This is a genomic window from Streptomyces sp. P9-A4 (assembly GCF_036634195.1).
Taxonomy (GTDB): domain Bacteria; phylum Actinomycetota; class Actinomycetes; order Streptomycetales; family Streptomycetaceae; genus Streptomyces.
Genome location: NZ_JAZIFY010000001.1, coordinates 2246557 through 2272950 on the forward strand (window position 1 = coordinate 2246557; position 26394 = coordinate 2272950).

Here is a 26394-nt window from a genome sequence, read left to right on the forward strand (position 1 = left end):
CCGGGTCCCTCTGCCGGTCCGGGTCCCGCTGGGGCTGCACGGGAACGGGGTCCCCGACCCCGTCACCCGTTCGGCACCGGGCGCCAGCTGACGCCTTCGGCACCCGGCCTGACCTGCGTAGATGCCGGGAATCCAGTCGACACACCGTATCGGACGGCCCCATCCTGATGCCTCATCAGCAGGCGCGGGGCGCGCGGCGGCTCTTATCTCGGTCTCAGAAGGTCGTTTCCGGGAAGTCCCTCCCGGGAGGACCGCACGGCATGACCGCTCGCGCGCCCCGGAGGCCCCCCATGCGCACCACTGTCCGTCTGTTCACCGGTACCGCGCTGACGGTCGCCGCGCTGGGGGCGTTCGCCGCTCCCGGCGCGTACGCCAACAACAACAATCCGGAGTCGCTCGAAGTCTCCCCCTCCTCCGCCTCACCGGGCACCACCGTCACCGTCAACACCCTCGCCTGCGGGGAGCACGGTCACGGCGTCGGGGACGCGAACTCGCTCGGAGCGGGCGAGTTCCAGCTGAACCCGAGCACCCACAGAGAGGTCGTGGTGGGTCAGTTCAACGTGCCGGAGCACGCCAAGCCCGGCACCTACGGCATCAGTGTGGCCTGCGACAACGGAAAGACGGCCCGGGGCGACCTGACCGTCAAGCACCGGGGTCCGAGCGGCCACGTCCAGACCGGTGTCGGGGGCAGTGTGGGCCCCGACACCGCCCAGGTCACGGCAGGTGCGGCGGTGCTGGCCGCGGCTGCCGTGGGCGGGGTCTGGCTTCTGCGCCGCCGGGCGAGCGGCGCGCAGGGGCACTGAGACCCCCGCCCGCCCTGCCCCCGCCGAGCGCCCGAACACGGCCCGGCGGGGGCAGGGCCACATCACCACCGGCCCCGTGAGGACGCGAAGGAAACCAGGTGAGCAACAGGAGCAAGGGCTGGGGCATAGCCGTGGCCGCCTGCGTCGGGCTCTGGCTCGTCCAGAACGGCTCGGAGCAGGTCACCCCGCCCGTACCGTCGGCCGCGCAGGCCTTCGCCGCCGGGCCGAGCGTGCACACCGACGCCGCCGCCGACCCGCTGCCGCCGTCGCCGCCGGTCCGGCTGCGCATCCCGGAGACCGACGTGGACGCCCCGATGATGCGGCTCGGTCTGGCCCCGGACGGCTCGCTCGACGTGCCACCGGCGCGGGACCGGAACATGGCCGGCTGGTACGGGGACGGCACCACGCCCGGCGCCAGGGGCACGGCGATCGTCGCGGGCCATGTCGACAACGCCGACGGGCCGGCCGTCTTCTACACGCTCGGCGCGCTGAGGAAGGGCCACCGGATCGAGGTGGACCGGCAGGACGGGCGTACGGCGGTGTTCACCGTCGACGCGGTCGAGGTCTACGAGAACCGGGGGTTCCCGGACCGGAAGGTGTACGACGAGGCCGGCCGGGCCGAGATCCGGGTGATCACCTGTGGCGGCGGCTTCTCGAAGAAGAACGGCTACCAGGGGAACGTGGTCGCCTTCGGGCACCTCATCGGGGTCCGGTAGACGGCGGAGGTCACGCCCACTGGTCGAAGGCGAGCTTCGCGACCAGCGACAGCACGACCACCAGCAGCACCCCGCGCACGAACTCGGCGCCCTTGCTGAGCGCCATCCGCGCCCCCACGGTCCCACCCACCAGGTTGAAGACCGCCATGACGGCGGCGAGCTGCCAGTACACGCTGCCCTGATAGGCGAACATGGCGAGCGCGCCCGCGTTGGTGCAGACGTTGACGATCTTCGCGGTGGCCGAGGCCGTCACCAGGTCGAGGTGGAGCACGGCGGTCAGCGCGAGGACCAGGAAGGTGCCGGTGCCGGGCCCGAACAGGCCGTCGTAGAACCCGATACCGCCGCCCACGACGACGATCGCGGTCACGATCCTGGCCCGGGTCAGCGGCGCCCGGTCCTCCCCCTCGGCCTTCGCGCCGAACGAGGGCCGCAGCATCACGAAGGCCGCCACCGCGAGCAGCACCACCATGATGACCGGGCGCAGCACCTCGCTGCTGATCCCGGCCGCGAAGAAGGCGCCGCACATGGAGCCGGCGAGGGCCGCGAGTCCGATCCGCACCGCCGTCCCCACCTGGACGGGCGCCTTGCGGAGGTAGGTGACGGCGGCCCCGGTGGTACCCACGATCGAGACGGCCTTGTTGGTGCCGAGGATGTGCGCGGCCGGGACGTGCGGGAGCCCGAGCAGCAGGGCGGGCAGCTGGAGCAGCCCGCCACCGCCGACCACGGCGTCGATCCACCCGGCCACGAGCGCGGCGAGGCAGAGCAGGACAAGGGTGGTCAACGAGATCTCGGGCATGTCCGTGAGCCTAGGGAGGCGGTCGTTGCCCCGTCCATCAATCTCTGGAGAGTTGAGCTACGTCAGAGCTTGCGGCGCCCGGTTCCCGGTCGGGGGCCGGCGGGGCGGCCGGGCTGACGGAGGCGGTGAGGAAGGTCGCGGCCAGCGCCCCGGCGCCGATCAGCGCGGCGGCGAGCCGGCGCCGGGCCCGCCTGACGGTGGAAGCGCGGGGTGCGCCGTGTCTGGGGACGCGGGGTGCGCCGTGTCTAGCCATGGTCGAAGTCCTCGCTGTGGATGCGGGAGGCCGGCACACCGGCCCGGATCAGATGGGCGGTGGCGGCCCGTGCCATCGCGGGCGGCCCGCACAGGTACACGTCGTGGGCGGCGAGTCCGGGCACGAGGTCGCGCAGCGCGCGGGGTGCGAGCGGGTCGAAGGAGTCGTCCGAGGGGCCGAGGAGGAAGTGGAGCGCGGCCTGCCGTTCGCGGGCGATGGCCTCCAGTTCCGTACGGAGGACGAGTCCGGTCGCGTCCGAGGCCCGGTAGAGCAGGGTCACGTCGCCGGGCCCGCCGGGCAGGGTCTCGAAGAGGGCGCGCAGCGGGGTGATGCCGACGCCGCCGGCGAGCAGCAGGACCTTGCGGCGGGTGCGGCGGTGGGCGGTGAGCGCACCGAACGGTCCGGCGGCCAGGACCCGGGTGCCGGGGCGGAGCCGCCGGATACGGCGCGTGTGGTCGCCGAGCGCCTTGACGGTGATCCGCAGGGTGTCGTCGCGGACGGGTGCGGAGAGGGAGAAGGGCAGGGCGGTCGACCAGAGTCCGCGCCGCAGGAAGCGCCAGCGGAAGAACTGGCCGGGTTCGGCCCGGAGCCGGGCCACTCCTCTGCCCCGGACGAGGACGGAGACGACTCCGGGGCCCTCGTCGCGGACCTCGACGACCCGCAGTTCGTGGCGGAGCGCGGCGCGGACGGGGACGACGATCCGGTACCAGAGGAGGAGGACGGCGACGGTGCCGTGGGCCATCGACCAGAGCCAGCGGATGAGGAGGCTGTCGGCGAGGTCGGGTCCGGCGAGCTGGTGGACGAAGCCGAGGGCGGCGGCGAGGAGCCCTCCGAGGTGCACCGCCCGCCAGGTCTCGTGTCCGACGCGCCGCCGTACGCCCCGGGCGGAGGTGACGCCGACGGCGACGAACAGGGCGGTGCCGACGGTGGCGGCGGCGATGGCCCCGTATCCGAGGAGGCCCCCGGTGGCGGTGACGAGGTCGGTACGGGTGTGCACGGCGTAGCCGATGAGGGCGAGGAGCGCGTGGGCGCCGATCAGACCGAGGACGTACCGGCCGCCGAGGGCGTGCCAGCGGGCGAGCCGGTCGGCGCCGACGCCGTGTTCGACGGCGGGGACGCGGGCCATGAGGAGCAGGAGGACCAGGACGCCGTAGCCGGCGAGCAGGCCGGTGAGGTGGGCGCCGGTGGCGAAGAAGGCGTCGAGCCGGGCGGAGGGCCGGGCCTGGAGGCCCCAGAGCAGGGCGACTGCTCCGGCCCCGGCGAGGATGCCGGTCCGCAGCCGGTCGGGGGCGAGGCGGAGGACGGGGACGGGGGCGTGGTCTGCCGCTGCCGGAGGGGCGGGCGCCGGAACGGGGGCCGGCCGGCTGGGCAGGGGCACGTAGAGCGGGTGGGGGCGGGCCTCGGAGGTCACATCCGGCACCCTAGGGTCCCCCGTATACGGGAATCCGCAGCTCAGGCCCTCCGGCCCGATTCTTAAGGCGGGCTTGAGCCGAGCCTGACCACGGGTTAACCCTCGGCCCGTCCTCGGCCCGGTCCTCGCCCCGACCGGCGGCCCGGACTCCGGTCCGGCCGCCCTCGCCCCCTCCCACGCACCCTCACAGCCCTCCGGACCGGGCACGGAGATCAGCGTTCCGTACGGGAAACAGCCGGGATGCCGTCGGGTAACACCGGCCGCGCACGCTTCCCGTCATGAGTACACGGATCGTGGTGGTCGGGGGCGGAACGGCGGGCGCCCGGCTCGCCCAGCGCCTCCCCGTCACCCTCCTCGGCGAGGAGCGGCACGCACCGTACAACAGGGTGCTGCTCGCCGATGTCCTCGCCGGGCGGTACGCCCCCGAGGTGATCGCCCTGCCCGGGACCCGGGAGCCCGCGCGGCTCGGGACGCGGGCGGTGCGGATCGACCGGGCGGCGCGGACGGTCGAGTGCGCGGACGGCTCCCTCGTCGGCTACGACCGGCTGGTCCTGGCCACCGGTTCCAACCCGGTGCTGCCGCCGCTGCGCGGGGTGCGCGGGGTGGAACCGCCGGAGGGCGTCCACCCCTTCCGTACCCTCGACGACTGCCTGGAGCTGCGCTCCGCCGTCCGGCCGGGGGTGCGGGCGGTGGTCATCGGCGGCGGTCTTCTCGGCGTCTCGGCGGCCCGTGCCCTCGCCGCGCTCGGCGCGGACGTGGTCCTGGCCCAGCAGGGCGAACGGCTGATGGAACGTCAACTCGACGCCCATGCCTCGGCCCTGCTCCACGACCATGTCACGGCCCTCGGCGTCGAGGTGCACACCGAGTGCCGCGTCAGCGGCCTCCGGCAGCGCGACGGGGCCGTCACGGCCGTCGAACTCGCCGACGGTTTCGTCCTCGACGCCCAGGTCGTCGTCCTCGCCTGCGGGGTGCGCCCCCGCGTCGCCCTCGCCCGTGAGGCGGGGCTCGACATCGCCACCGGCATCGTCGTCGACGACGAACTCCGCACCTCCGACCCGTACATCCACGCGGTCGGCGACTGCGCGGAGCACCGGGGCCGCAGCTACGGCCTCGCGGGCCCGGCGCTCGAACAGGCCGACGTGCTGGCGGACCTGCTCACGGCCGGACTCCCGGGCGCGCGCTACACCGGCACCCGCGCCCTCACCCGGCTCACCCTCGGCGGTGCGCGGCCGCTCGACCTCGCCGCGTTCGGCGAGGTCACGGCGCTGCCGGGCGACGAGGTCGTCCAGCTCACCGACGCCACGCGCAGCGCCTACCGCAAGGTCGTCGTCCGCGGTGACCGGCTCGTCGGGGGCGTCCTCCTCGGCGATCTGGCCGCGGTCGGGACGCTCGCCCGCGCCTGGGAGGGCGACGAGGCCCTGCCCGGCGACGCGCCCCTGCTCCATCTGCTCACCCACGACGGAGGCTCCTCATGACCACCCCCACCATCGTCCTGGTCGGCCACGGAATGGTCGGCCAGCGGTTCCTTGAGGCGCTCGCGGACCGTGGCGTCACCGAGCGGGCCCGGATCGTGGTCCTCTGCGAGGAGCCGCGCCCGGCCTACGACCGCGTGCAGCTGACCTCGTACTTCTCCGGGAGGACCCCGGACGAGCTGTCGATGGTCGAGGCGGGCTTCCTGGAGAAGCACTCCATCGAGCTGTACGTGGGCGACCCGGCCGATTCGGTGGACCGGGAGGCCCGTACGGTCACGGCCCGCTCGGGGCGGGTCTTCGCGTACGACACGCTGGTCCTGGCCACCGGCTCGTACCCGTTCGTGCCGCCCGTCCCCGGCAAGGACGCCCGCGGCTGTTTCGTCTACCGCACGATCGAGGACCTGCTCGCGATCGAGGAGTACGCGCGGACGGCGACGACCGGAGCGGTCGTCGGCGGCGGGCTGCTCGGTCTTGAGGCGGCGGGCGCGCTCAGCGGGCTCGGCCTTGACACCCACGTCGTGGAGTTCGCGCCGCGCCTGATGCCGGTGCAGGTCGACGAGGGCGGCGGCGCGGCCCTGCTCCGTACGATCGAGCGGATGGGCCTGACCGTGCACACCGGCACGGGCACCCAGGAGGTGGTGACGGCGGACGGCGCCGTGACCGGGATGAAGCTCTCGGACGGCTCCGAACTGCCCACGGACATGGTCGTGTTCTCCGCCGGGGTACGGCCCCGGGACCGGCTGGCCCGCGACTGCGGGCTCACGGTCGGGGAGCGCGGCGGCATCGCGGTCGACGAGCGGTGCCGCACCTCCGACCCGGCGGTCTTCGCGATCGGCGAGTGCGCGCTCGCCGTGGACGGCCGGGTGTACGGCCTGGTGGCGCCGGGCTACGAGATGGCGCAGACGGTCGCGGCGGTCCTCGCGGACGAGGCCGGGGTGGGCGAGGGCGCCGGCTTCACAGGTGCCGACATGTCGACGAAGCTGAAGCTGCTCGGCGTGGACGTGGCCTCCTTCGGCGACGCGCACGGAGCGGCCGAGGGCTGTCTCGACGTCGTGTACTCCGACTCCCGATCGGGCGTCTACAAGAAGCTGGTGATCTCCGGGGAAGGGGTGCTGCTCGGCGGTGTCCTGGTCGGTGACGCCGAGCAGTACGGGCTCCTCCGCCCGCTCACCGGTTCCGTGCCGCCCGTCTCCCCCGAGCAGCTGGTGCTCCCGGCCGGCGCGGGCGCCCCGGTCGCGCTCGGCCCCTCGGCGCTGCCGGACGACGCGGTGATCTGCTCCTGCCACAACGTGACCAAGCACGCGATCGGGCAGTGCTCCTCGCTGCCCGAGGTGAAGAAGTGCACCAAGGCCGGTACGGGCTGCGGCAGTTGTGTGAAGACGATCGAGAAGCTGCTGCCGGCCGCCGTGGACAAGGGGCTCTGCGGCTGCTTCCCGTACACCCGGAGCGAGCTGTACGAGATCGCCCGCACCCTGCGGCTGACCTCCTTCGCCGCGCTGCTCGACTCGCACGGGCGGGAGGAGGCGCGGGGCGGCGAGGGCTGCGAGGTCTGCAAGCCGACCGTCGGCTCGATCCTGGCCTCCCTGGCCCCGGCGCTCGGCATCGACGGCTACATCCTCGACGGCGAGCAGGCCGCCCTCCAGGACACCAACGACCACTTCCTCGCCAACATGCAGCGCAACGGCTCCTATTCGGTCGTGCCGCGCATCCCCGGCGGCGAGATCACCCCGGAGAAACTGATCGTGATCGGCGAGGTGGCCCGGGACTTCGGCCTCTACACGAAGATCACCGGCGGCCAGCGGATCGACCTCTTCGGCGCCGGCGTCGACCAACTCCCCTCCATCTGGACCCGGTTGGTGGACGCGGGCTTCGAGTCGGGGCACGCGTACGGCAAGGCGCTGCGCACCGTCAAGTCCTGCGTCGGTCAGACCTGGTGCCGCTACGGCGTCCAGGACTCGGTGCGGACGGCCATCCGCCTCGAGCTGCGCTACCGGGGGCTGCGCGCCCCGCACAAGCTGAAGTCGGCGGTCTCGGGCTGCGCCCGCGAGTGCGCCGAGGCCCGGTCGAAGGACTTCGGGATCATCGCGACGGCGAACGGCTGGAACCTGTACGTCGGCGGGAACGGCGGCGCGACCCCGCGCCACGCGGACCTGCTCGCCCAGGACCTCTCGGACACCGAACTGGTGCGCCTGATCGATCGGTTCCTGATGTTCTACATCCGGACAGCGGACCGCCTTGAGCGGACGTCGGCCTGGCTGGAGCGCCTGGAGGGCGGGCTCGACCACCTCAAGGACGTGGTGGTGCACGACTCGCTCGGGCTCTGCGAGGAGCTGGAGGCACTGATGGCGGCGCACGTCGCCGGCTACCGGGACGAGTGGGCGCAGACCCTGGACGACCCGGAGCGGCTGCGCCGCTTCGTCTCCTTCGTGAACGCGCCGGAGGCGCCGGACCCCACGGTCCGGTTCGTGCCGGAGCGCGACCAGATCAAGCCGGACCTCACGATCCTGACGCTCGGCAGGACGAACAGCACACCGGAAGGGGCCGCTTCCCGATGACGACGACCCTCGAACTCTCCCCGTCCCCCGACGCCTGGCTGGCGGTCTGCGAGGAGTCCAGGCTGACCCCCGGCCGGGGGGTGGCGGCGCTGCTGCCGGACGGCAGACAGGCGGCGGTCTTCCGGGACCGCTCGGGCCGGACGTACGCGATCGACAACCGCGATCCGTTCACGGGGGCGCGGGTGCTCTCCCGGGGGCTCGTCGGCTCCTCGGACGGGCGGCCGTTCGTGGCCTCGCCGCTCCTGAAGCAGCGCTTCGACCTGGAGACGGGCCGGTGCCTGGACGACGACGGGGTGACGGTGGCGGTGTATCCGGTGCGGTCGGTCCAGCGCGACCATATATTGACCGATCGTTCTTGAAAGACGTACGGTCTTTCTGTGGCCAGGACCAAGGAATTCGATCCCGACGCCGCGCTCCGGGCAGCGCTCGAACTGTTCTGGGCTCGCGGCTACGAGGCGACGGCGATGTCGGACCTCGTGGAGCACCTCGGCATCGGCCGGGCCAGTCTCTACGCGACCTTCGGCAACAAGCACGAGCTGTATCTGAAGGCGATGGACCACTACCTGGAGACCCGCGACCCGTGGATCGTCGAGGAGTTGTCCACGCCGGGCCCCGCACTGCCGGCCGTCCGCGCGCTGGTCCGCCGCTTCGCCACCGAGGCGATGACGGACGGGGAGCGGCTGAACGGCTGTTTCGTCACCAACTCGGCGACGGAGCTGGGACCGCACGACACGGCGGTCGCCCGCCGGGTCGAGCTCAGCTGGGAGCTGATCGAGACGCTGCTCCACGGGGCGCTCACCCGGGCCCGCGCCGGGGGCGAGCTCCCGGCCGACCGGGACCCCCGGGCGCTCGCCCGGATGCTGCTGGTGCTGATGCAGGGCATCCGGGTGGTCGGCAAGGTGTCGAGCGACCCGGCCAGGGTCCGCGACGCGGCGGAACAGGCACTGGGCCTGCTGGACTGAGAACGGGCGCCCACGGGGGGGCGCCCGTCCTTCGGACCTCATTATGGAACGTACGGTCAAGTTCAAACACTCCCCCGCATCGTCACGAGCACCGGCCCGACCGCACCACCCCGCACCACCCCGCACCACCCGCCGACCATCACAGGGGAGTCACCCATGTCCGCACGCTTCACCGACCGCGTCGCCCTCGTCACCGGGGCCGGCTCCGGTCTCGGCCGGGCCATCGCGCTCGCCTTCGCCGCCGAGGGCGCCGAGGTCGTCGTCGCCGGCCGTACGGAAGGGCCGCTGAAGGAGACGGTGGCCCTGATCGAGGCCGCCGGGGGCACGGCCGCGGCCGTCACCGCCGACGTGTCCGGCGCCGCGTCCACCCGTGAGCTGGTCCGGCGCACGGTCGAGCTGTTCGGCGGTCTCGACGTGGCCGTGAACAACGCCGGAGTCTTCCGCGGCGGGCACAGCGCCGCCGACTTCCCCCTGGACGACTGGCAGACGCTGCTCGACATCAACGTCACGGGGGTGCTGCACGCCCTCCAGGCCGAGGTGGCACACATGCGGGCGCACGGCGGCGGGGCCATCGTGAACATCGCGTCGAACCTGGGCCCGCACGTCCGGATCCCCGGCGTCTTCGGCTACCAGGTGTCGAAGGCGGCCGTGTCGGCGCTGACCAGGGCCGCGGCGCTGGACCACATCGCCGACGGGGTCCGCATCAACGCGGTCAGCCCCGGCGCCTCGGAGTCCGCGATGTCGCTGCGGCCCGGCGAGACGGAGGCCGAGCGGGAGGTCCGGATGAAGGAGGAGTCGCCGCTGGGCAGGATCTCCTCCGCCGCGGAGGTGGCGGCGGCCGTGCTGTACCTCGCGTCGGACGACGCGGGCTCCGCCGTCGGCACGGACCTGGTGATCGACGGCGGCGTCTCCGCCTGAGTACGTGGCCGGGGGCCCTGCCCCCGGTCCGGTGGCGGCCCGCTACCGGGCTCAGCCCTGGGCCGCCGCCGGGTCCATCCAGAAGATCTCCCAGTGGTGGCCGTCCAGGTCGGTGAACGAGCGGCCGTACATGAAGCCCAGCTCCATCGGCTCCTTCGCCGGGGTGCCACCGGCCGCGAGCGCGGCGTCGGCCAGCTCGTCGACCTTCTCGCGGCTCTCGGCGCTCAGCGTGACCAGCACCTCGGTGGCCTTGGTCGCGTCGGAGATCTCCTTGCCGGGGGCCATGAAGGACTGGAACTTGGGCTCTTCGAGGAGCATCGCGAAGATCGTGTCGCTGATGACCACACAGCCGGTGGTCTCGTCGCTGAACTGCGGATTGATGGAGTAGCCGAGCTTCTCGAAGAAGGTCTTGCTGGCGGAGACGTCCTTCACGGGCAGGTTCACGAAGATCATCTGCGGGGCCATGATGTGCTCTCTTCCCTCGTGCGGTGCTGTCGAGAGGTAGGACGGGCCCGCCCCTCGGAACTCATCGCTCTCCCGGGGATTCTTTTCGCTCAGGCGACGGAGCGCAGCTCCAGGGCCGCCAGCGGGACGAACCCGCCGCCCGTGCCGCCGGTGGCCGCGCCGGGCCCGGCGAGCCGCCGCAGCAGGGCGAGGGCGATCCGTTCGCCCTGCGCCTTGGCCCGCTCGGCCCGGGGCCCGGAGTGCAGCCCGTCCACGGTGGCCCGCCAGAGCTGCACCCAGCGGCCGAAGTGGGCGGCGGTGAGGGGCCGTGCGGCGTGCAGGGCCCCGTGCGGGGCGAAGGCGTCGCGCCGGTACTCGGCGGTGCGGAGGAGGGCCCTCTCCCAGAAGTCCACGATGTGCGGCAGATGGGCCTCCAGGTCGGTCCCGGCGACCTCGGTGAAGAAGGGCCCGATGAGCGGATCGGCGAAGGCGGCGCCGTAGAAGCGCCGCAGCAGCACGTCGAGGTCGTCGAGGTCGCTGATGTCCCGGGTGACACGCATGCCCCCCAGTGTCCCCCGCCGGCACCGGCATCCCCAAGGGCCGAAGGCCCCGGACGTCAGACCGCCCAGCGGTGGAGCGTCCCGCCCGCCTCGTCGCAGGTGAGCCAGCTTCCGTCGCCGAGGGGGTGGGCCGGGCTGTCGACGGGGCCGCCGGGATACGTGACGGTTCCGCGTATCTCCAGGGTGCGGGCGTCGAGGAGCCAGTGGCGGGGGCCCGCGTCGTCGACGTCGTACTCGACGCCGGTGGTCGCGATGACGGTGCCGGCGTCGACGAAGCCGGGCCGGTGGTCCCACGGCAGCTCGTCCTCCTCGGACTCCTCCGCCGCCGGGACCGGCCCCCGCTCGGCCAGGACCGTGCCGTCCAGGGCGTGCAGCCGCAGGTCCTCCCCGTAGTGCTCGACGGTCAGGAAGCCCTCGTGGGCCGGGTGGACGTCCGCGAGGATGCGGTCGAGCGTCTCGTCGAGGTCCCACACGGTCGGCCGCTCGCCGTCCCAGCGCGCCCAGTACAGCAGGACCCCGTCCTGGCCCATGCCGATGCAGAGCCCCATGTGGACGCCGTCGGGGTGGGAGAGGTGGGAGGAGCCGGCGGCCGCGCTGTCGTCGAGGGGCAGCCGGGCCAGCTCGCGGCCGTCCCGCGCGTCGAGGACGGACCAGCACTCGTCGTACTCCTCCCCCGGGGTCAGGGCGTGCGTCCAGACGAAGCGGCCGTCGTCGGAGATCCGGCAGGAGCCGTGCTCGAAGCCGCCGCAGACCTGCTGCTCGTCCCCGGTGTGCGAGTGGCCCGGCTCGGGGCCCCAGCAGGGGTGCCGGTGCTCCCACAGCGTCGCGCCGTCCGCGCGGACGGCCCGGACCGCCCGCTGGCCGGAGAAGACCGCGAAGGTGCCGTCCGGGCTCACCGAGGCCCCGCCCCTGGCCCAGCCCGGCCAGGGCATCGGGAAGACGGTCCCCGGCGCCCGTTCCCCGGCGAACAGGTCCTCCAGGTCGTGGACCTCCAGGCCGTCGCCGTGGAACAGCAGGGCGCGGCGCGGGCCGTCCGCCCGGGTCTCGAAGGCCGTGTTCCGGAGCAGTCCCGAGGCACCGGGCAGCCGTACCGAGCCGAGTGGACGGGCGAGGACCGGACGTGCGGAGATCGACATGGCCTGAAGGTAGCGGCCGGCACCGACAGGCGGGTCCCCGCCCGCCGCCCGCCGCTTCCCCTTCACCGTTTGTTGATGCACAGTCAATTCCGCACTCCTAGGTTCCGGAAGCGCGCGACCCCGTCGCCCGACCGGCGCGACGGGGCGGTTCACCACCCTTCTCAGGAGTGAGACGTGGAGCGACGCAGTTTCCTGCGTGGAGCGGTCATCGGCACCTCGGCCGCCGCCTTCGGCGGCAGCCTGTGGCACGGCGCGGCCTTCGCCGCCCCCGCCCAGCCCGGCGCCGGCCCCTACGGCGCGCTCGGCGCGGCGGACGCCAACGGCATCCTGCTGCCCGCCGGGTTCACCAGCCGGGTGATCGCCCGGTCCGGCCAGTCGGTCCCCGGTACCTCGTACGCCTGGCACAGCGCCCCCGACGGCGGCGCCTGCTTCGCCGACGGCACGGGCTGGATCTACGTGTCGAACTCGGAGATCAACCCGAGCGGCGGCGCGAGCGCGGTGAAGTTCGACTCGGCGGGCGCGATCACCGGCGCGTACCGCATCCTCTCCGGCACCCGCCAGAACTGCGCGGGCGGCGCCACCCCGTGGAACACCTGGCTCTCCTGCGAGGAGGTGTCCCTCGGCTACGTCTACGAGTCGAACCCCTGGGGCGGCACCGCCTACCGCCGGGACGCGATGGGCCGCTTCAAGCACGAGGCCGCCGCCGCCGACCCGGTCCGCAAGGTGATCTACCTGACCGAGGACGAGACCGACGGCTGCTTCTACCGCTTCATCCCCACCACCTGGGGCAGCCTCTCCGCCGGCACCCTCCAGGTCTTCAAGGCCTCCACCGCCACCTCCGGCACCTTCACCTGGCAGAACGTGCCGGACCCGGACGGCTCCCCGACAACCACCCGCACCCAGGTCTCCGGCGCGAAGCACTTCAACGGCGGCGAGGGCTGCTACTACTCCGACGACACCGTCTGGTTCACCACCAAGGGCGACAACCGGGTCTGGCAGGTCAACCTCGCCGCCGGCACCTACGAGCTGGCCTACGACGACTCGCTCGTCTCCGGCGGCGGCGCGCCGCTCACCGGCGTCGACAACGTCACCGGCAGCGCCTCCGGCGACCTGTTCGTCGCCGAGGACGGCGGCAACATGGAGATCTGCCTGATCACCCCGGACGACGTCGTCGCGCCGTTCCTGCGGATCAGCGGCCAGTCCGGCTCCGAGATCACCGGCCCCGCCTTCTCCCCCGACGGCAGGCGGCTGTACTTCTCCAGCCAGCGCGGCACCAGCGGCAGCTCCTCGGGCGGCATCACCTACGAGGTGACGGGGCCGTTCCGCGCGTAGCAACGCAGGTCGACCGTCCGTTGGGCGCCGCCGAGCAGGGCGGCGCCCAACGGCGTCAGGGTGTGCAGGACCGCGTTGCCGTGACGGAGGGTCGCGATGAGCCCGGCCTCGCGCAGCACGCCCGCGTGCTGGCTCGCCGAGGCGAGCGACACCCCGGCCCGGCGGGCCAGCTCACTGGTCGTACCGCCGTCCCCGATCGCGTGCAGGACCGCCGAGCGGGTCTGCCCGACCAGCTTGGCGAGCGAGGAGCCGCCCGGCGCGCGGACGGTCGGCGCCTCGCCGTGGGTGACGGGGTAGACGAGGACCGGCGGCAGCACGGGATCGCGCAGCACGACGGGGGTCCCGCGGCAGAAGTACGAGGGCTGGAGCAGCAGCCCCCGCCCGTCGAGGTGGACATCCCGGTCGACCGGGTAGTCCGCCTCCAGGACGGGCGCCTTCCAGCGCAGCATCGGCGGCAGCGAGGCGAGGAGTTCCTCGGCGCCGCCGTCCAGGAGCGCGCGGCCCCGGCGGGCCCGGTCGGCCTCGACCCTGGCCCGGATGTGCGGCCAGAACGGCTCGACGGCCGCCCGGTGGTACCTCCGCAGCGCCCCCACGAGCCGGTCGAAGGGCTCCGCGCCGCCGTCGGCGAGGGCGCGCAGCGAATGCGGCACGGTCCGCCCGCCGGAGCGGTCGGCGGCGAGCAGCGAGAGTTCGCCGCGCAGCCGGCCGGTGTCGGTCGCGCGGATCGCCTGGAGTCCCTCGTCGAGCCCTTGGACGCCTTCCGCGGGCGTCAGGAAGTCGGGGAAATAGCCGCGGCTGGGAACGAGCGCGGCAAGCAGCCTCGTCTCACCGCCGAGCCGCATCCGCGTTTCGGAGCGCCATTCTCCGAAGACGACGGGTCCGCGCCGGTCCCTTAAACGGTGAAAGCTCAGAATCGTTTCCCACAGAACGTCCGGCCGGGCCGCCGTCCGCACCCCCGCCAAGTCGATTCCGGTGAAATGAATCCGCAGCATGACGTCCCCACCTGTGCACTCGCAACCACCCCCGACAACGAGTATGCACAGCATCACTGCAGGTTACCAGGGTGTTTCAGCCACAGTTGAAAGGCATCGCGGCAATCACCAGGGAACCGAAAAGCTGTACGGGTCGGGCAGGAAACCTTCAGGACCGAGGTGACGTGGCGAAGACCGTGGGGGGCTTTGCCCGTCCGGCGGCGGTCGGCGAGGTTGCGGCTCACCTGCCCGGCAACGGTAAAGGGCGCGGCCTCCGGGTGGGGATCCGGGGGTCGCGCCTGCTCCATTCTTTTCGGTACGGAACCGGGGAAGTTCAATGGCCGATAATTCGATCAGGCGCAATTGAACATTGACTCACATCAGCTCTACGGGCAAACAAACAACGGGACGGACACCTCCGCACAAAGGTGTCCGTCCCGTCTCTTTTTGTGAATCCGGAGCCGCCGCCCGCCGGTGAGGGTCGCAGAGCTGACCGACGGCGGCCCCGGGGGTCGAGCGGGGCTCGGCGCCCGCGGCTCGGAGCCGGGGCCCGGAGCCCCGTGGCTCAGCGGCTGTCGCTGCCCTTCGACTCGGCCGCCGCGCGGCCGGCCTCAAGACGCGCCACCGGGATCCGGAAGGGCGAGCAGGAGACGTAGTCGAGACCGACCTCGTGGAAGAAGTGCACCGACTCCGGGTCGCCGCCGTGCTCGCCGCAGACACCGAGCTTGATGTCCGGGCGGGTGGCGCGGCCGGCCTGGACGGCGCTGCGCACGAGCGCGCCGACACCGTCCTTGTCGATGGTCTCGAAGGGGCTGACGCCGAAGATGCCCTTCTCGAGGTACGCGGTGAAGAACGAGGCCTCCACGTCGTCGCGGGAGAAGCCCCAGACCGTCTGGGTCAGGTCGTTGGTGCCGAAGGAGAAGAACTCCGCGGCCTCGGCGATCTGACCGGCGGTGACGGCGGCGCGCGGCAGCTCGATCATGGTGCCGAGCGCGAGCTTGAGCTCGACGCCGGTCCGGGCCTGGACCTCGGCGATGACCGTCTCGGCCTCCTCGCGGACGATCTCCAGCTCCTGGACGGTGCCGACCAGCGGGATCATGATCTCGACGCGCGGGTCGCCCTTGGCGTCGATGCGCTGGGCGGCGGCCTCGGCGATGGCCCGCACCTGCATGGTGAACAGGCCGGGGATGACCAGGCCGAGGCGGACGCCGCGCAGACCCAGCATCGGGTTCTGCTCGTGCAGCCGGTGGACGGCCTGGAGCAGGCGCAGGTCGTTCTCGTGCGGCTCCTTGCGGGACTCCGCGAGGGCGACGCGTACCGAGAGCTCGGTGATGTCGGGCAGGAACTCGTGCAGCGGCGGGTCGAGCAGCCGGACCGTGACGGGCAGCCCGTCCATGGCCTCGAAGAGCTCGACGAAGTCCGTCTGCTGGAGCGGGAGCAGGGCTTCGAGGGCCTGGTCGCGCTCGGTGTCGGTGTCGGCCAGGATCAGCCGCTCGACGAACTGGCGGCGCTCACCGAGGAACATGTGCTCGGTGCGGCAGAGGCCGATGCCCTGGGCGCCGAAGCGGCGGGCGCGGTTGGCGTCCTCGGCGTTGTCGGCGTTGGCGCGGACCCGGAGGCGGCGGACGCGGTCCGCGTAGGCCATGATCCGGTGGACGGCGGCGACCAGCTCGTCCGCGTCGTCGGCGCCGGCGTGCATCCGGCCCTCGAAGTACTCGACGACCGGGGACGGTACGACGGGTACCTCACCGAGGTAGACCTTGCCGGTGGAGCCGTCGATGGAGACGACGTCGCCCTCCTCGACGACCTGGCCGTCGGAGGTGGTCATCCGGCGGCGCTTGGTGTCGACCTCCAGCTCCTCGGCACCGCAGACACAGGTCTTGCCCATGCCGCGGGCGACGACGGCGGCGTGCGAGGTCTTGCCGCCGCGGGAGGTGAGGATGCCCTCGGCGGCGATCATGCCGTCCAGGTCGTCCGGGTTGGTCTCGCGGCGGATCAGGATGACCTTCTCGCCGGAGCGGGACCACTTGACGGCCGTGTACGAGTCGAAGACGGCCTTGCCGACGGCCGCGCCCGGGGAGGCGGCGATGCCGCGCCCGATCTGGTCGGCCTTCGCGTTCTCGTCGAACTTGGGGAACATCAGCTGGGCGAGCTGGGCGCCGGTGACGCGCTGGAGCGCCTCGGCCTCGTCGATCAGGCCCTGGTCCACGAGCTGGGTCGCGATGCGGAAGGCGGCACCGGCGGTGCGCTTGCCGACGCGGGTCTGGAGCATCCAGAGCTGACCGCGCTCGATGGTGAACTCGATGTCGCAGAGATCCTTGTAGTGGGTCTCCAGCGTGTTCATGATGTGCATGAGCTGGTCGTACGAGGTCTTGTCGATCGACTCGAGGTCGGCCAGCGGCACGGTGTTGCGGATACCGGCGACGACGTCCTCGCCCTGCGCGTTCTGCAGGTAGTCGCCGTAGACGCCGGCGTGACCGGAGGCGGGGTCGCGGGTGAAGGCGACGCCGGTGCCGGAGTCGGGGCCGAGGTTGCCGAAGACCATCGAGCAGATGTTGACGGCGGTGCCGAGGTCGCCCGGGATGCGCTCCTGGCGGCGGTACAGCTTCGCGCGGTCGGTGTTCCAGGAGTTGAAGACGGCCTCGATGGCGAGGTCCATCTGCTCACGCGGGTCCTGGGGGAAGTCGCGGCCGGTCTCGGCCTTCACGATGCCCTTGAAGTGCTCGACGACCTTCTTGAGGTCGGCGGCGTCGAGGTCGGTGTCGCTGGCGACCTTCTTCTCGGCCTTGGCCTCGTCGAGGGCCTCCTCGAACAGCTCGCCGTCGACGTCCAGGACGGTCTTGCCGAACATCTGGATGAGGCGGCGGTACGAGTCCCAGGCGAAGCGCTCGTTGTCGGCCTGGCGGGCGAGTCCGGTGACGGACTCGTCGGAGAGGCCGATGTTGAGGACCGTGTCCATCATGCCCGGCATGGAGAACTTGGCTCCGGAGCGGACGGAGACGAGCAGCGGGTCGTCGGCCTGGCCGAGCTTCTTGCCCATCTGGCTCTCGAGGGCGTCGAGGTGCGCGCTGACCTCGTCGCGGAGCTCCACGGGCTCCGAACCGCTCTCGAGGTAGACCTTGCACGCCTCGGTGGTGATCGTGAAGCCGGGGGGGACCGGCAGACCGAGGTTGGTCATCTCGGCCAGGTTCGCGCCCTTGCCACCGAGCAGGTCCTTCAGGTCCCTGTTGCCCTCGGTGAAGTCGTACACGAACTTCTGATCATTGTTTTCCGACACGGGTCCCGACTCCTCGATGACTCGGTTGGCTGCCCTGACGGCGAGGAACATACCCAGATCGAAGGCTTCTGGGGAGGTACGCCTAGCGGACACGTGGTCTTAACCACCCGTCCGCCAGCACTTCGAAAGTTACCGAGGCGAAGCTTCCGCTTTCAGACCCCGAAGGCAGAGGGGGCCGAATCGACGGGATTTCGCTCATCCGAGCATACCCTTCGCCCATTTGCGTTCAACTCTTGAACACAAAAAGGGTGGCACCCAGTGCCACCCTTTCAGGCAGTGCAGCCTTTTGTAACCTGCTCATCTGAGCACCACCCCCCTCAAGGGTGGCGAGGATCACTCCCCCGGAAAGGCCGGATCTCAGCCGCCGGACGTGTCCAGCTCGGCGTCCTCACTCACCCCGGCGCAGTCGTAGGGGTCCTTCAACCAGCCCTCCGGCAGGACAACTCGGTTGTTTCCGGACGTACGCCCCCGAGGACCGTCCGCACCCACCGGCCACGGCTGGTCCAGGTCCAGCTCGCTCAACTGAGCGCTCAGTTCGTCCAGGGACGAGGTGATCGCCAGCTTCTTGCGCATCTCGGAACCCACCGAGAAGCCCTTGAGGTACCAGGCCACATGCTTGCGGAAGTCGATGACACCGCGTGCCTCGTCACCCAGCCACTCGCCGAGCAGCCGCGCGTGCCGCACCATCGCGTCCGCGACCTCCCGCAGACCGGGCGCCGCGTACGCCTTCGTGCCCTCGAAGCCCGCCACCAGGTCCGCGAAGAGCCACGGACGCCCCAGGCAGCCGCGCCCGACGACCACGCCGTCACAGCCCGTCTCCCGCATCATCCGCAGGGCGTCGTCGGCCGACCAGATGTCGCCGTTGCCGAGCACCGGGATCTCGGGCACGTGCTCCTTGAGGCGCGCGATGGCGTCCCAGTCGGCCGTACCGCCGTAGTGCTGGGCGGCCGTCCGCCCGTGCAGGGCGATCGCCGTGACGCCCTCCTCCACCGCGATCCGGCCCGCGTCGAGGAAGGTGATGTGGTCGTCGTCGATGCCCTTGCGCATCTTCATCGTGACCGGCAGGTCGCCCGCGTTGGTCACGGCCTCGTTGAGGATCGCGCGCAGCAGCGGCCGCTTGTAGGGAAGCGCGGAGCCGCCGCCCTTCCGCGTCACCTTGGGGACCGGACAGCCGAAGTTCAGGTCGATGTGGTCGGCCAGGTCCTCGTCGACGATCATCCGCACGGCCTTGCCGACGGTGACCGGGTCCACTCCGTACAGCTGGATCGAGCGCGGCTGCTCGGTCGCGTCGAAGCGGATGAGCTGCATGGTCTTCTCGTTGCGCTCGACCAGGGCGCGGGTCGTGATCATCTCGCTCACGAACAGCCCCTTGCCGCCGCTGAACTCGCGGCAGAGGGTACGGAAGGGGGCGTTGGTGATGCCGGCCATGGGGGCGAGCACCACCGGCGGCTGCACGATGTGCGGCCCGATGGCGAGGGGGGAGAACGCGGTCATGGAGTCATTGTCGCGTACTGCGGCGGTCATTAGTTAGCCGTACTATCCGAACATGCCCGAGCTCACACGCTCGCCGCTCCCCCGGCGCCGGCAACTCCTCGTCCTGGCGATCTGCTGCATGAGCCTGCTGATCGTCAGCCTGGACAACACCGCGCTCAACGTCGCCCTGCCCACCCTGCGGCGCGACCTCGACGCCTCCGTCACCGGCCTGCAGTGGGTCATCGACGCGTACACCCTGGTCCTCGCCTCGCTGCTCATGCTCGCCGGCTCCACCGCCGACCGCGTCGGCCGCCGCAAGGTCTTCGTCACCGGCCTCGTCGTCTTCGCGCTCGGCTCGCTGCTCTGCTCCCTCGCACCGAACCTGGAGGCGCTGATCGCCTTCCGGGCCGTCCAGGCCGTGGGCGGCTCGATGCTGAACCCGGTCGCCATGTCGATCATCACCAACACCTTCACCGAACCCGCCGCACGCGCGCGTGCCATCGGCATCTGGGGCGGGGTCGTCGGCGTCTCCATGGCCGCGGGCCCCCTGGTGGGCGGTCTGCTCGTCGAGTCGGTCGGCTGGCGGGCGATCTTCTGGGTCAACCTGCCGGTCGCCGGCCTCGCGCTGCTCCTCACCCTGCGGTACGTCCCCGAGTCCCGCGCGCCCCGGCCCCGGCGCCCCGACCCGGTCGGGCAGCTCCTGGTGGCGGCGCTCCTCGGCTCCCTGACGTACGCGATCATCGAGACCGACCCGCTCTTCGCCGGTATCGCGGCCGGGGCGCTCGCCGGACTCCTCCTGTACGAGCCGAGGCGCCGCGAACCCCTCATCGACCTGCGGTTCTTCCGCAGCGCGCCGTTCAGCGGGGCCACGGTGGTCGCGGTCTGCGCCTTCGCGGGGTTCGGCGGCTTCCTCTTCCTCAACACGCTGTACCTCCAGGACGTGCGCGGCCTCTCGCCGCTCCAGGCCGGTCTGTACATGCTGCCGATGGCGGGCATGACCTTCGTCTTCGCCCCGCTGTCGGGACGGCTCACGGGCGCGCGTGGACCCCGGCTTCCGCTGCTCCTCGCGGGCACGGCGATGGCGACGGGGGCGCTGCTCTTCGCGGCCTTCGGGGCCGAGACGAGCGATCCGCTGCTCTTCGCCGGGTACGTGATGTTCGGCATCGGCTTCGGCCTGGTGAACGCCCCCATCACCAACACGGCGGTCTCGGGCATGCCCCGCGCGCAGGCCGGGGTGGCGTCGGCAGTGGCCTCGACGAGCCGCCAGGTGGGGCAGACGCTCGGAGTGGCGGTCGTGGGCGCGGTCCTGGCGGCCGGAGTGGGGACGGGGACGTCCCCGGACACCTTCGTGGCGGCGGCGCGGCCGGCCTACTGGGTGGTGACGGCCTGCGGGCTGGCCGTCCTGGCGGTCGGGGCGCTGACGAGCGGCAGCTGGGCGAGGCGCACGGCGGAACGGACGGCGAGGTGCCTGGCGGAGGAGGGGGAAGGGAGCGGGGTGGCGACGGAGAGGGCGACGTCGCGGTGAAGGGGGCCGGTGCGGCGTGCGCCCCGGGCAGGACGAAGGGCCCGGGGCGGAGTGCGCCCCGGGCCCTTCGTGGTTGCTACTGCCGACCGGTGTCGGCGTCGGCGTGCTCGGCCGCCTGCGTGGTGTCCGCGGCGTCGGTGCTCTCCGCCGCGTCGGTGCTCTCCGCTGCCGCCTGCGCGCGCTCGCGCATCTTCTTCAGCAGCTCCTGCTTGCGGTCGTCGGCGGAGCTTCGGGCCGCGTTGCGGCCCTGGCCGGTGCCGTGCTGGTCGGCGCGGGACAGCTTCTTGCGCTGTCCGCCCACGCCGAGGAGGTTGTTGTTACGGCTCTTGGACACGGTGTTCTCCCGTCAGTGAGGTGGGCTTCGGTGGGGCTCGGCCTGGCGCCGAAGGCGCTCACTCGTAGATCTGGAAGAACGAATACATGCCGGCGACGCTACCCCCGGCCCGCTCCCGTCGGCACCCGGTTTTCTCCACGCCCCCGCTTCACCCACACGAATGACAGATATTGAAATCTGTCATCGGTCATGTCATGGTTGTTCCATGAAGACGACACAGACGACGAAGACGACGGCACAGACCTCCGTTCCCACCCGTCCGCTCGGCACCACCGGCCCCCGGGTCTCCGCGCTGAGCCTCGGCTGCATGGGGATGTCCGCGCTGTACGGCGAGGCGGACCGTGCCGAGTCGATCGCGACGATCCACGCGGCGCTGGACGCCGGGGTGACACTGCTCGACACGGGCGACTTCTACGGGATGGGGCACAACGAGCTGCTGATCGCGGAGGCGCTGCGGAGCGCCCCGGCCGGCGCCCGCGAGCAGGCGCTGACGAGCGTGAAGTTCGGCGCGCTGCGCACGGTCGAGGGCGGCTTCAGCGGATACGACGGGCGGCCGGCCGCGGTGAAGAACTTCGCGGCGTACTCGCTCCAGCGCCTCGGCACGGACCACATCGACATCTACCGGATCGCCCGCGCCGACCCCGACGTGCCGATCGAGGAGACCGTCGGCGCCATCGCGGAGCTGGTGGAGGCGGGGCACGTGCGGCACATCGGGCTCTCGGAGGTCGGCGCGGACACCCTGCGCCGGGCGGCGGCCGTGGCCCCGATCGCGGACCTCCAGATCGAGTACTCGCTGATCTCCCGCTCGATCGAGGAGAAGATCCTGCCCACCGCGCGCGAGCTGGGCATAGGCATCACGGCGTACGGCGTGCTGTCGCGGGGGCTCATCAGCGGCCACTTCACCCGGGACCGGGAACTGGCGCCGAACGACTTCCGGGGCATGAGCCCGCGCTTCCAGGGCGAGAACCTCGGACGGAACCTGGACCTGGTGGACCGGCTGCGGACGGTCGCCGAGGCGAAGGGCGTGACGGTCGCGCAGACCGCCATCGCCTGGGTCCTCGCCCAGGGCGAGGACATCGTCCCCCTGCTCGGCGCCCGCCGCAGGGACCGTCTGGCGGAGGCCCTCGGCGCCCTCGACATCACCCTCGACGCGGCCGACCTGACCGCGATAGAGCAAGCCGTCCCGGCAGACGCGGCATCCGGCGACCGCTACCCGGCGGCCCAGATGGCCCACCTGGACAGCGAGCGCTGACGATGTCCGTGACCCTGCCGGGGACCGGGCCCGCCTCCGGGTCCGTGTCCGCCGGTCCGCGGGGACTGACAGGTACTGTCATTCCATGGCCGCCACCGAGACCCTGACCGCAGAGCGCATCCTCGAAGCAACCGAGGAGGTGCTGCGGCGGTACGGGCCGGCGAAGGCGACCGTGGTGGACGTGGCGCGGGTGCTCGGTGTCAGTCATGGCAGTGTCTACCGCCACTTCCGCACGAAGGCGGCGCTGCGCGAGGCGGTGACCGAGCGGTGGCTCTCGCGGACCGAGAAGGCGCTCGCCGAGCTGACGGCGCAGCCGGAGCTGGCGGCGCCGGCCAAGCTGCACGACTGGTTCGCGCTGCTCTTCGAGGCCAAGCGGCACAAGGCGGGCGACGACCCGGAGCTGTTCGCGACGTACGGGGTGCTGATCGACGAGAACAGCGGCGTGGTCGACCAGCACGTCGGGATCCTGATCGACCAGGTCCGGTCGATCGTCGAGGAGGGGACCCGGGAGGCGGAGTTCGTCGCCCCCGACCCGGAGGCGACGGCCCGCGCGCTGTTCGACGCGACCGCCCGGTTCCACGACCCTGCGTACGCGCCGGAGTGGCGGCGGCCCACGATCGGGACCGAATTCGAGGCCGTGGTGGGCCTGTTGCTGCGAGGGCTGCGCGTCTGACCCCCGCCGGGGCGCGCGTCGGCGGCATTTGAAGATCACTTGGAGCGGACTTGCCCGTTCCTTGTCCGGAACATGACTAGCCTTCTCCCGCACCGCGCCCGATTTCAGCACCAGGGGGAACCATGTCCGACGCCTTGTCCGCACCCGGCGGGCCACCGGCCGCACCGGCCGACGGACAACCGGGGCAGCCCGCCCGCTCCGGAGGCTCCGCCGCGCTCGGCTGGATCCTGACCATCGGCCTCAATGTCGTCGCGCCGATCGTCACGTACAACACCCTGACCGAGAACCACGGTTGGTCCGAGTTCACCGCCCTGCTCGCCGGCAGTGTCTGGCCGGTCCTGGACAGCGCCATCATGGTCGCCTGGCGGCGCAAGGTCGACGAGTTCGCCGTCGTCACCCTGGTCTTCCTGGTGATCACGGCCCTGGTCTCGCTGATCGGCGCGCACACCGCCCGCGCGCTGCTCATCAAGGACTCGGGCGTGACGGGGCTGTTCGGGCTGCTCTGTCTGGTCACGCTGCTGGCGCCGCGACCGCTGATGTTCTACTTCGGCCGCAAGTTCGCGACCGACGGCACTCCGGCGAGCACGGCCTGGTGGAACGGCATGTGGCAGTTCGAGGGCTTCCGCTCCACGATGCGCACGATGACGCTGGTGTGGGGCGTGGCGTACGTGGCCGAGGCGCTGGTGCGGATCAGTCTGGCGTACACGCTGAGCACCGCGACCATGGTGACGCTCAGCCCGCTCATGATCTACGGCGTACTCGGCGTCCTCGGCGTGTGGACGGCCTGGTTCGGCAAGCGCCGCGCGGCCGAGGGCGCGAGGCGCCAGGCGGAGGACCAGGCGGCAGCGGCAGCGGCGGCGGGAGCGGGAGCAGGCACGGGAGCGTAACTCCCGTCCGCCTGACCGCCGCAGCCGCCCGACTCCACGGGAAAGCCCCCGGTTCCGTCGTCCGGAACCGGGGGCTTTCGCGTGCCGCGTGAGCGGGTCAGCAGCCGATCAGGCGGCTGCCCAGGTAGCTCTGGATCTGGTCCAGGGAGACGCGCTCCTGCTTCATGGTGTCGCGCTCGCGCACGGTCACCGCGTTGTCGTCGAGGGTGTCGAAGTCGACGGTCACGCAGAACGGGGTGCCGATCTCGTCCTGGCGACGGTAGCGGCGGCCGATGGCGCCGGCGTCGTCGAACTCGATGTTCCAGTTCTGGCGCAGGTCCGCCGCCAGGCCCTTGGCCTTCGGGGAGAGCTGCGCGTTGCGGGACAGCGGCAGGACCGCGGCCTTGATCGGCGCCAGGCGCCGGTCGAGGCGCAGGACGACGCGCTTCTCCATGACGCCCTTGGCGTTCGGGGCCTCGTCCTCGGTGTACGCGTCGAGCAGGAACGCCAGCATCGCGCGGCCGACACCGGCGGCGGGCTCGATGACGTACGGCGTCCAGCGCTCGCCGGACTCCTGGTCCAGGTAGGTCAGGTTGGCGCCCGAGGCCTTGGAGTGGGCGTTCAGGTCGTAGTCGGTGCGGTTGGCGACGCCTTCCAGCTCGCCCCACTCGCTGCCGCCGAAGGAGAAGCGGTACTCGATGTCGGCGGTGCGCTTCGAGTAGTGGGAGAGCTTCTCCTGCGGGTGCTCGAACCAGCGCATGTTCTCCTCACGGAGACCCAGGCCGGTGTACCAGTTCCAGCGCTGCTGCATCCAGTACTCCTGCCACTCCTCGTCCTCGCCCGGCTTGACGAAGAACTCCATCTCCATCTGCTCGAACTCGCGGGTGCGGAAGATGAAGTTGCCCGGAGTGATCTCGTTCCGGAAGGACTTGCCCATCTGCGCGATGCCGAACGGGGGCTTCTTGCGCGAGGTCTGGAGCACCTGGCCGAAGTTGGTGAAGATGCCCTGCGCGGTCTCGGGACGCAGGTAGGCGACGGAGCCGGAGTCCTGGGTCGGGCCGAGGTGGGTGGAGAGCAGGCCGGAGAACTGCTTGGGCTCGGTGAAGGTGCCCTTGTTGCCGCAGTTGGGGCAGTTGAGGTCGACGAGGCCGTTCTCGGGGAGGCGGCCGTGCTTCTCCTCGTACGCCTCCTCCAGGTGGTCGGCGCGGTAGCGCTTGTGGCAGGAGGTGCACTCGGTGAGCGGGTCGGTGAAGGTGGCGACGTGGCCGGAGGCCTCCCAGACCTCGGTGGCCAGGATGACCGACGAGTCGATGCCGACCACGTCCTCGCGCGCGGTGACCATGTAACGCCACCACTGACGCTTCAGGTTCTCCTTGAGCTCGACACCCAGCGGTCCGTAGTCCCAGGCGGCCTTCTGGCCGCCGTAGATCTCACTGCACGGGTAGACGAAGCCACGGCGCTTGCTCAGGCTGACGATGGTGTCGATCTTCTCGGCGGCCACGGTGCTCTCTTCATTACGACGACGAAGTGCGAATGCCTCAGGTTACCGGCGCCCGCACCCCCCGTATCAAATCGGTTCGGTGACGAGGGCCCGCGCGGGGCGCGTGGGAGGTGTGCGCGGGAGCGCGTGGGGCGGGCCACAGCTACGACAATTGACAATCGTTTCCATCTTTGTTGAAAATGGGTGTCATGAACGTACGCCGCCTCATACCCCGTTCCGCGCTCGCCGGAGCCGTCGCCCTCGGTGCCGTCACCCTCTCCGCCTGCGGCGGAACCTCTGGTGCGGCCGACAAGGGCAGCGACGGCAAGCTGGACGTGGTGGCGTCCTTCTACCCCATGCAGTACCTGGCCGAGCAGATAGGCGGCGCGCACGTCGCCGTCGACACGCTCACCAAGCCCGGCGTCGAACCCCACGACCTGGAGCTCAAGCCGAGGCAGATCGGCGAGCTCGGCGAGGCCGACGTCGTCCTCTACCTCAAGGGCATCCAGCCCGCCGTCGACGACGCGATCGCCCAGGCCGGCGTCAAGAACACCGTCGACGCGGCCACCCTCACCACGCTGGAGAAGCACGGCGCCGAGGTCGGCCACGACCACGGCTCCGAAGAGGCCGGTCACGACCACGGCTCCGAGGCCGGCGGCGACCCGCACATCTGGCTCGACCCCGTGAAGTACGCCGAGGTCGCCAAGGGAGTCGGCGCCGCGCTGGAGAAGGCGGACCCGGACCACGCCGCCGACTACCGGAAGAACACCGACGCCCTGGTGAAGAAGCTCGGCGACCTGGACACCGCCTTCGAGACCGGCCTGAAGAACACCGCGACGAAGACCTTCGTCACCACCCACTCCGCCTTCGGCTACCTCGCCGAGCGGTACGGCCTGGACCAGGAGGGCATCTCCGGCGTCGACCCCGAGTCCGAGCCGAGCCCCGCCCGGATCAAGGAGATCCAGGACATCGCGAAGAAGGACAAGGTCACCACCGTGTTCTTCGAGACCCTCGCGAGCGACAAGACCGCGAAGACCCTCGCCGGCGACACCGGTCTGAAGACCGACGTGCTCGACCCGCTGGAGGGAATCACGGACAAGTCGAAGGGCGATGACTACATCGAGGTCATGCAGTCCAACCTCGCCGCGCTGCAGAAGGCCCTCGGCGCCAAGTGATCACCGCATC

General features: G+C 71.6%; 23 protein-coding genes. 13 read left to right on the forward strand and 10 right to left on the reverse strand.

Annotation, left to right across the window (positions count from 1 at the left end; genetic code table 11):
- The first annotated feature begins 290 nt into the window (after nucleotides 1–290).
- Both V4Y03_RS10115 and V4Y03_RS10120 read left to right on the forward strand, forming a co-directional pair.
- Nucleotides 291–803, forward strand: coding sequence for a hypothetical protein (locus V4Y03_RS10115; protein WP_317875969.1), 513 nt, complete (start codon nucleotides 291–293; stop codon nucleotides 801–803).
- 98 nt (nucleotides 804–901) lie between these two features.
- Nucleotides 902–1519 (forward strand): class F sortase, encoded by a 618-nt coding sequence (locus V4Y03_RS10120; RefSeq protein WP_317875970.1) that lies wholly within the window; start codon nucleotides 902–904, stop codon nucleotides 1517–1519.
- Nucleotides 1520–1529: 10 nt separating this feature from the next.
- Here V4Y03_RS10120 and V4Y03_RS10125 read toward each other — a convergent pair whose 3' ends face one another.
- Together V4Y03_RS10125 and V4Y03_RS10130 are read right to left on the reverse strand one after the other, a co-directional pair.
- Nucleotides 1530–2315: a sulfite exporter TauE/SafE family protein gene (locus tag V4Y03_RS10125; RefSeq protein ID WP_317875971.1), complete on the reverse strand. Its 786-nt coding sequence runs from the start codon at nucleotides 2313–2315 to the stop codon at nucleotides 1530–1532.
- A gap of 245 nt (nucleotides 2316–2560) precedes the next feature.
- Nucleotides 2561–3979 carry a ferredoxin reductase family protein gene (locus V4Y03_RS10130; RefSeq protein ID WP_332434700.1) on the reverse strand — a complete coding sequence of 473 codons (1419 nt, stop codon included), beginning with the start codon at nucleotides 3977–3979 and terminating at the stop codon, nucleotides 2561–2563.
- A gap of 278 nt (nucleotides 3980–4257) precedes the next feature.
- On the opposite strand from V4Y03_RS10130, the gene V4Y03_RS10135 reads away from it, so the two are divergent.
- The 5 genes from V4Y03_RS10135 (at nucleotide 4258) to V4Y03_RS10155 (ending at nucleotide 9886) form a co-directional block, all read left to right on the forward strand.
- Entirely contained in the window at nucleotides 4258–5454 is a 1197-nt protein-coding gene (locus tag V4Y03_RS10135; protein ID WP_332434701.1) for an NAD(P)/FAD-dependent oxidoreductase, read from the forward strand.
- Nucleotides 5451–8006, forward strand: coding sequence for a nitrite reductase large subunit NirB (gene nirB, locus V4Y03_RS10140; protein WP_332434702.1), 2556 nt, complete (start codon nucleotides 5451–5453; stop codon nucleotides 8004–8006). The genes V4Y03_RS10135 and nirB overlap by 4 nt, the downstream gene beginning before the upstream one ends.
- Nucleotides 8003–8365, forward strand: coding sequence for a nitrite reductase small subunit NirD (gene nirD / locus V4Y03_RS10145; protein ID WP_332434703.1), 363 nt, complete (start codon nucleotides 8003–8005; stop codon nucleotides 8363–8365). The genes nirB and nirD overlap by 4 nt, the downstream gene beginning before the upstream one ends.
- A gap of 18 nt (nucleotides 8366–8383) precedes the next feature.
- Nucleotides 8384–8968 carry a TetR/AcrR family transcriptional regulator gene (locus V4Y03_RS10150; RefSeq protein WP_332434705.1) on the forward strand — a complete coding sequence of 195 codons (585 nt, stop codon included), beginning with the start codon at nucleotides 8384–8386 and terminating at the stop codon, nucleotides 8966–8968.
- A 156-nt stretch (nucleotides 8969–9124) separates the two neighbouring features.
- Entirely contained in the window at nucleotides 9125–9886 is a 762-nt protein-coding gene (locus V4Y03_RS10155; protein WP_317875977.1) for an SDR family NAD(P)-dependent oxidoreductase, read from the forward strand.
- 51 nt (nucleotides 9887–9937) lie between these two features.
- Here the strand turns inward: V4Y03_RS10155 and V4Y03_RS10160 are convergent, their stop codons facing one another.
- From V4Y03_RS10160 to V4Y03_RS10170, 3 genes are all read right to left on the reverse strand, one after another.
- Entirely contained in the window at nucleotides 9938–10351 is a 414-nt protein-coding gene (locus V4Y03_RS10160) for a VOC family protein (protein ID WP_317875978.1), read from the reverse strand.
- A gap of 89 nt (nucleotides 10352–10440) precedes the next feature.
- Entirely contained in the window at nucleotides 10441–10890 is a 450-nt protein-coding gene (locus V4Y03_RS10165) for a group III truncated hemoglobin (RefSeq protein ID WP_332434706.1), read from the reverse strand.
- 56 nt (nucleotides 10891–10946) lie between these two features.
- A complete protein-coding gene (locus tag V4Y03_RS10170) occupies nucleotides 10947–12026 on the reverse strand; it encodes a hypothetical protein (RefSeq protein ID WP_332434707.1) in 1080 nt (359 codons plus the stop codon).
- A gap of 174 nt (nucleotides 12027–12200) precedes the next feature.
- On the opposite strand from V4Y03_RS10170, the gene V4Y03_RS10175 reads away from it, so the two are divergent.
- Nucleotides 12201–13358, forward strand: coding sequence for an alkaline phosphatase PhoX (locus tag V4Y03_RS10175; protein ID WP_332434708.1), 1158 nt, complete (start codon nucleotides 12201–12203; stop codon nucleotides 13356–13358).
- On the opposite strand, the gene V4Y03_RS10180 is transcribed toward V4Y03_RS10175, so the two are convergent.
- The 3 genes from V4Y03_RS10180 to dusB all read right to left on the reverse strand — a co-directional run bounded on the left by V4Y03_RS10180 (nucleotide 13328) and on the right by dusB (nucleotide 19100).
- Entirely contained in the window at nucleotides 13328–14350 is a 1023-nt protein-coding gene (locus tag V4Y03_RS10180) for an ArsR/SmtB family transcription factor (protein WP_332434709.1), read from the reverse strand. The genes V4Y03_RS10175 and V4Y03_RS10180 overlap by 31 nt on opposite strands.
- Nucleotides 14351–14894: 544 nt before the next feature.
- Nucleotides 14895–17606, reverse strand: coding sequence for a pyruvate, phosphate dikinase (gene ppdK, locus V4Y03_RS10185; protein WP_317874168.1), 2712 nt, complete (start codon nucleotides 17604–17606; stop codon nucleotides 14895–14897).
- Between the two features lie 357 nt (nucleotides 17607–17963).
- A complete protein-coding gene (dusB, locus tag V4Y03_RS10190) occupies nucleotides 17964–19100 on the reverse strand; it encodes a tRNA dihydrouridine synthase DusB (protein WP_317874167.1) in 1137 nt (378 codons plus the stop codon).
- A gap of 52 nt (nucleotides 19101–19152) precedes the next feature.
- On the opposite strand from dusB, the gene V4Y03_RS10195 reads away from it, so the two are divergent.
- The gene (locus tag V4Y03_RS10195; protein ID WP_332434710.1) at nucleotides 19153–20604 is read left to right on the forward strand and encodes an MFS transporter; all 1452 of its coding nucleotides are present in this window, start codon (nucleotides 19153–19155) and stop codon (nucleotides 20602–20604) included.
- 76 nt (nucleotides 20605–20680) lie between these two features.
- Here the strand turns inward: V4Y03_RS10195 and V4Y03_RS10200 are convergent, their stop codons facing one another.
- On the reverse strand, nucleotides 20681–20938 hold the full coding sequence (locus V4Y03_RS10200) for a DUF6243 family protein (protein ID WP_332434711.1): 258 nt from the start codon (nucleotides 20936–20938) through the stop codon (nucleotides 20681–20683).
- A gap of 205 nt (nucleotides 20939–21143) precedes the next feature.
- On the opposite strand from V4Y03_RS10200, the gene V4Y03_RS10205 reads away from it, so the two are divergent.
- From V4Y03_RS10205 to V4Y03_RS10215, 3 genes are all read left to right on the forward strand, one after another.
- Nucleotides 21144–22190, forward strand: a complete 1047-nt coding sequence (locus tag V4Y03_RS10205; RefSeq protein ID WP_332434712.1) for an aldo/keto reductase — start codon at nucleotides 21144–21146, stop codon at nucleotides 22188–22190.
- A gap of 85 nt (nucleotides 22191–22275) precedes the next feature.
- Nucleotides 22276–22863 (forward strand): TetR family transcriptional regulator, encoded by a 588-nt coding sequence (locus tag V4Y03_RS10210; RefSeq protein WP_332434713.1) that lies wholly within the window; start codon nucleotides 22276–22278, stop codon nucleotides 22861–22863.
- A 122-nt stretch (nucleotides 22864–22985) separates the two neighbouring features.
- On the forward strand, nucleotides 22986–23750 hold the full coding sequence (locus V4Y03_RS10215) for a VC0807 family protein (RefSeq protein ID WP_332434714.1): 765 nt from the start codon (nucleotides 22986–22988) through the stop codon (nucleotides 23748–23750).
- Nucleotides 23751–23847: 97 nt separating this feature from the next.
- On the opposite strand, the gene V4Y03_RS10220 is transcribed toward V4Y03_RS10215, so the two are convergent.
- Nucleotides 23848–25230 (reverse strand): glycine--tRNA ligase, encoded by a 1383-nt coding sequence (locus V4Y03_RS10220; RefSeq protein ID WP_317874161.1) that lies wholly within the window; start codon nucleotides 25228–25230, stop codon nucleotides 23848–23850.
- A gap of 188 nt (nucleotides 25231–25418) precedes the next feature.
- Here V4Y03_RS10220 and V4Y03_RS10225 point away from each other — a divergent pair, with 188 nt between their 5' ends.
- Nucleotides 25419–26384 carry a metal ABC transporter substrate-binding protein gene (locus tag V4Y03_RS10225; RefSeq protein WP_332434715.1) on the forward strand — a complete coding sequence of 322 codons (966 nt, stop codon included), beginning with the start codon at nucleotides 25419–25421 and terminating at the stop codon, nucleotides 26382–26384.
- Nucleotides 26385–26394 lie beyond the last annotated feature (10 nt).

Coding starts and splice junctions, on each gene's coding strand:
- V4Y03_RS10115 (WP_317875969.1), top strand. CDS start 291: ATGCGCACCACTGTCCGTCTGTTCACCGGTACCGCGCTGACGGTCGCC.
- V4Y03_RS10125 (WP_317875971.1), bottom strand. CDS start 2,315: ATGCCCGAGATCTCGTTGACCACCCTTGTCCTGCTCTGCCTCGCCGCG.
- V4Y03_RS10135 (WP_332434701.1), top strand. CDS start 4,258: ATGAGTACACGGATCGTGGTGGTCGGGGGCGGAACGGCGGGCGCCCGG.
- nirB (WP_332434702.1), top strand. CDS start 5,451: ATGACCACCCCCACCATCGTCCTGGTCGGCCACGGAATGGTCGGCCAG.
- nirD (WP_332434703.1), top strand. CDS start 8,003: ATGACGACGACCCTCGAACTCTCCCCGTCCCCCGACGCCTGGCTGGCG.
- V4Y03_RS10155 (WP_317875977.1), top strand. CDS start 9,125: ATGTCCGCACGCTTCACCGACCGCGTCGCCCTCGTCACCGGGGCCGGC.
- V4Y03_RS10160 (WP_317875978.1), bottom strand. CDS start 10,351: ATGGCCCCGCAGATGATCTTCGTGAACCTGCCCGTGAAGGACGTCTCC.
- V4Y03_RS10165 (WP_332434706.1), bottom strand. CDS start 10,890: ATGCGTGTCACCCGGGACATCAGCGACCTCGACGACCTCGACGTGCTG.
- V4Y03_RS10170 (WP_332434707.1), bottom strand. CDS start 12,026: ATGTCGATCTCCGCACGTCCGGTCCTCGCCCGTCCACTCGGCTCGGTA.
- V4Y03_RS10180 (WP_332434709.1), bottom strand. CDS start 14,350: ATGCTGCGGATTCATTTCACCGGAATCGACTTGGCGGGGGTGCGGACG.
- dusB (WP_317874167.1), bottom strand. CDS start 19,100: ATGACCGCGTTCTCCCCCCTCGCCATCGGGCCGCACATCGTGCAGCCG.
- V4Y03_RS10195 (WP_332434710.1), top strand. CDS start 19,153: ATGCCCGAGCTCACACGCTCGCCGCTCCCCCGGCGCCGGCAACTCCTC.
- V4Y03_RS10205 (WP_332434712.1), top strand. CDS start 21,144: ATGAAGACGACACAGACGACGAAGACGACGGCACAGACCTCCGTTCCC.
- V4Y03_RS10210 (WP_332434713.1), top strand. CDS start 22,276: ATGGCCGCCACCGAGACCCTGACCGCAGAGCGCATCCTCGAAGCAACC.
- V4Y03_RS10215 (WP_332434714.1), top strand. CDS start 22,986: ATGTCCGACGCCTTGTCCGCACCCGGCGGGCCACCGGCCGCACCGGCC.
- V4Y03_RS10225 (WP_332434715.1), top strand. CDS start 25,419: ATGAACGTACGCCGCCTCATACCCCGTTCCGCGCTCGCCGGAGCCGTC.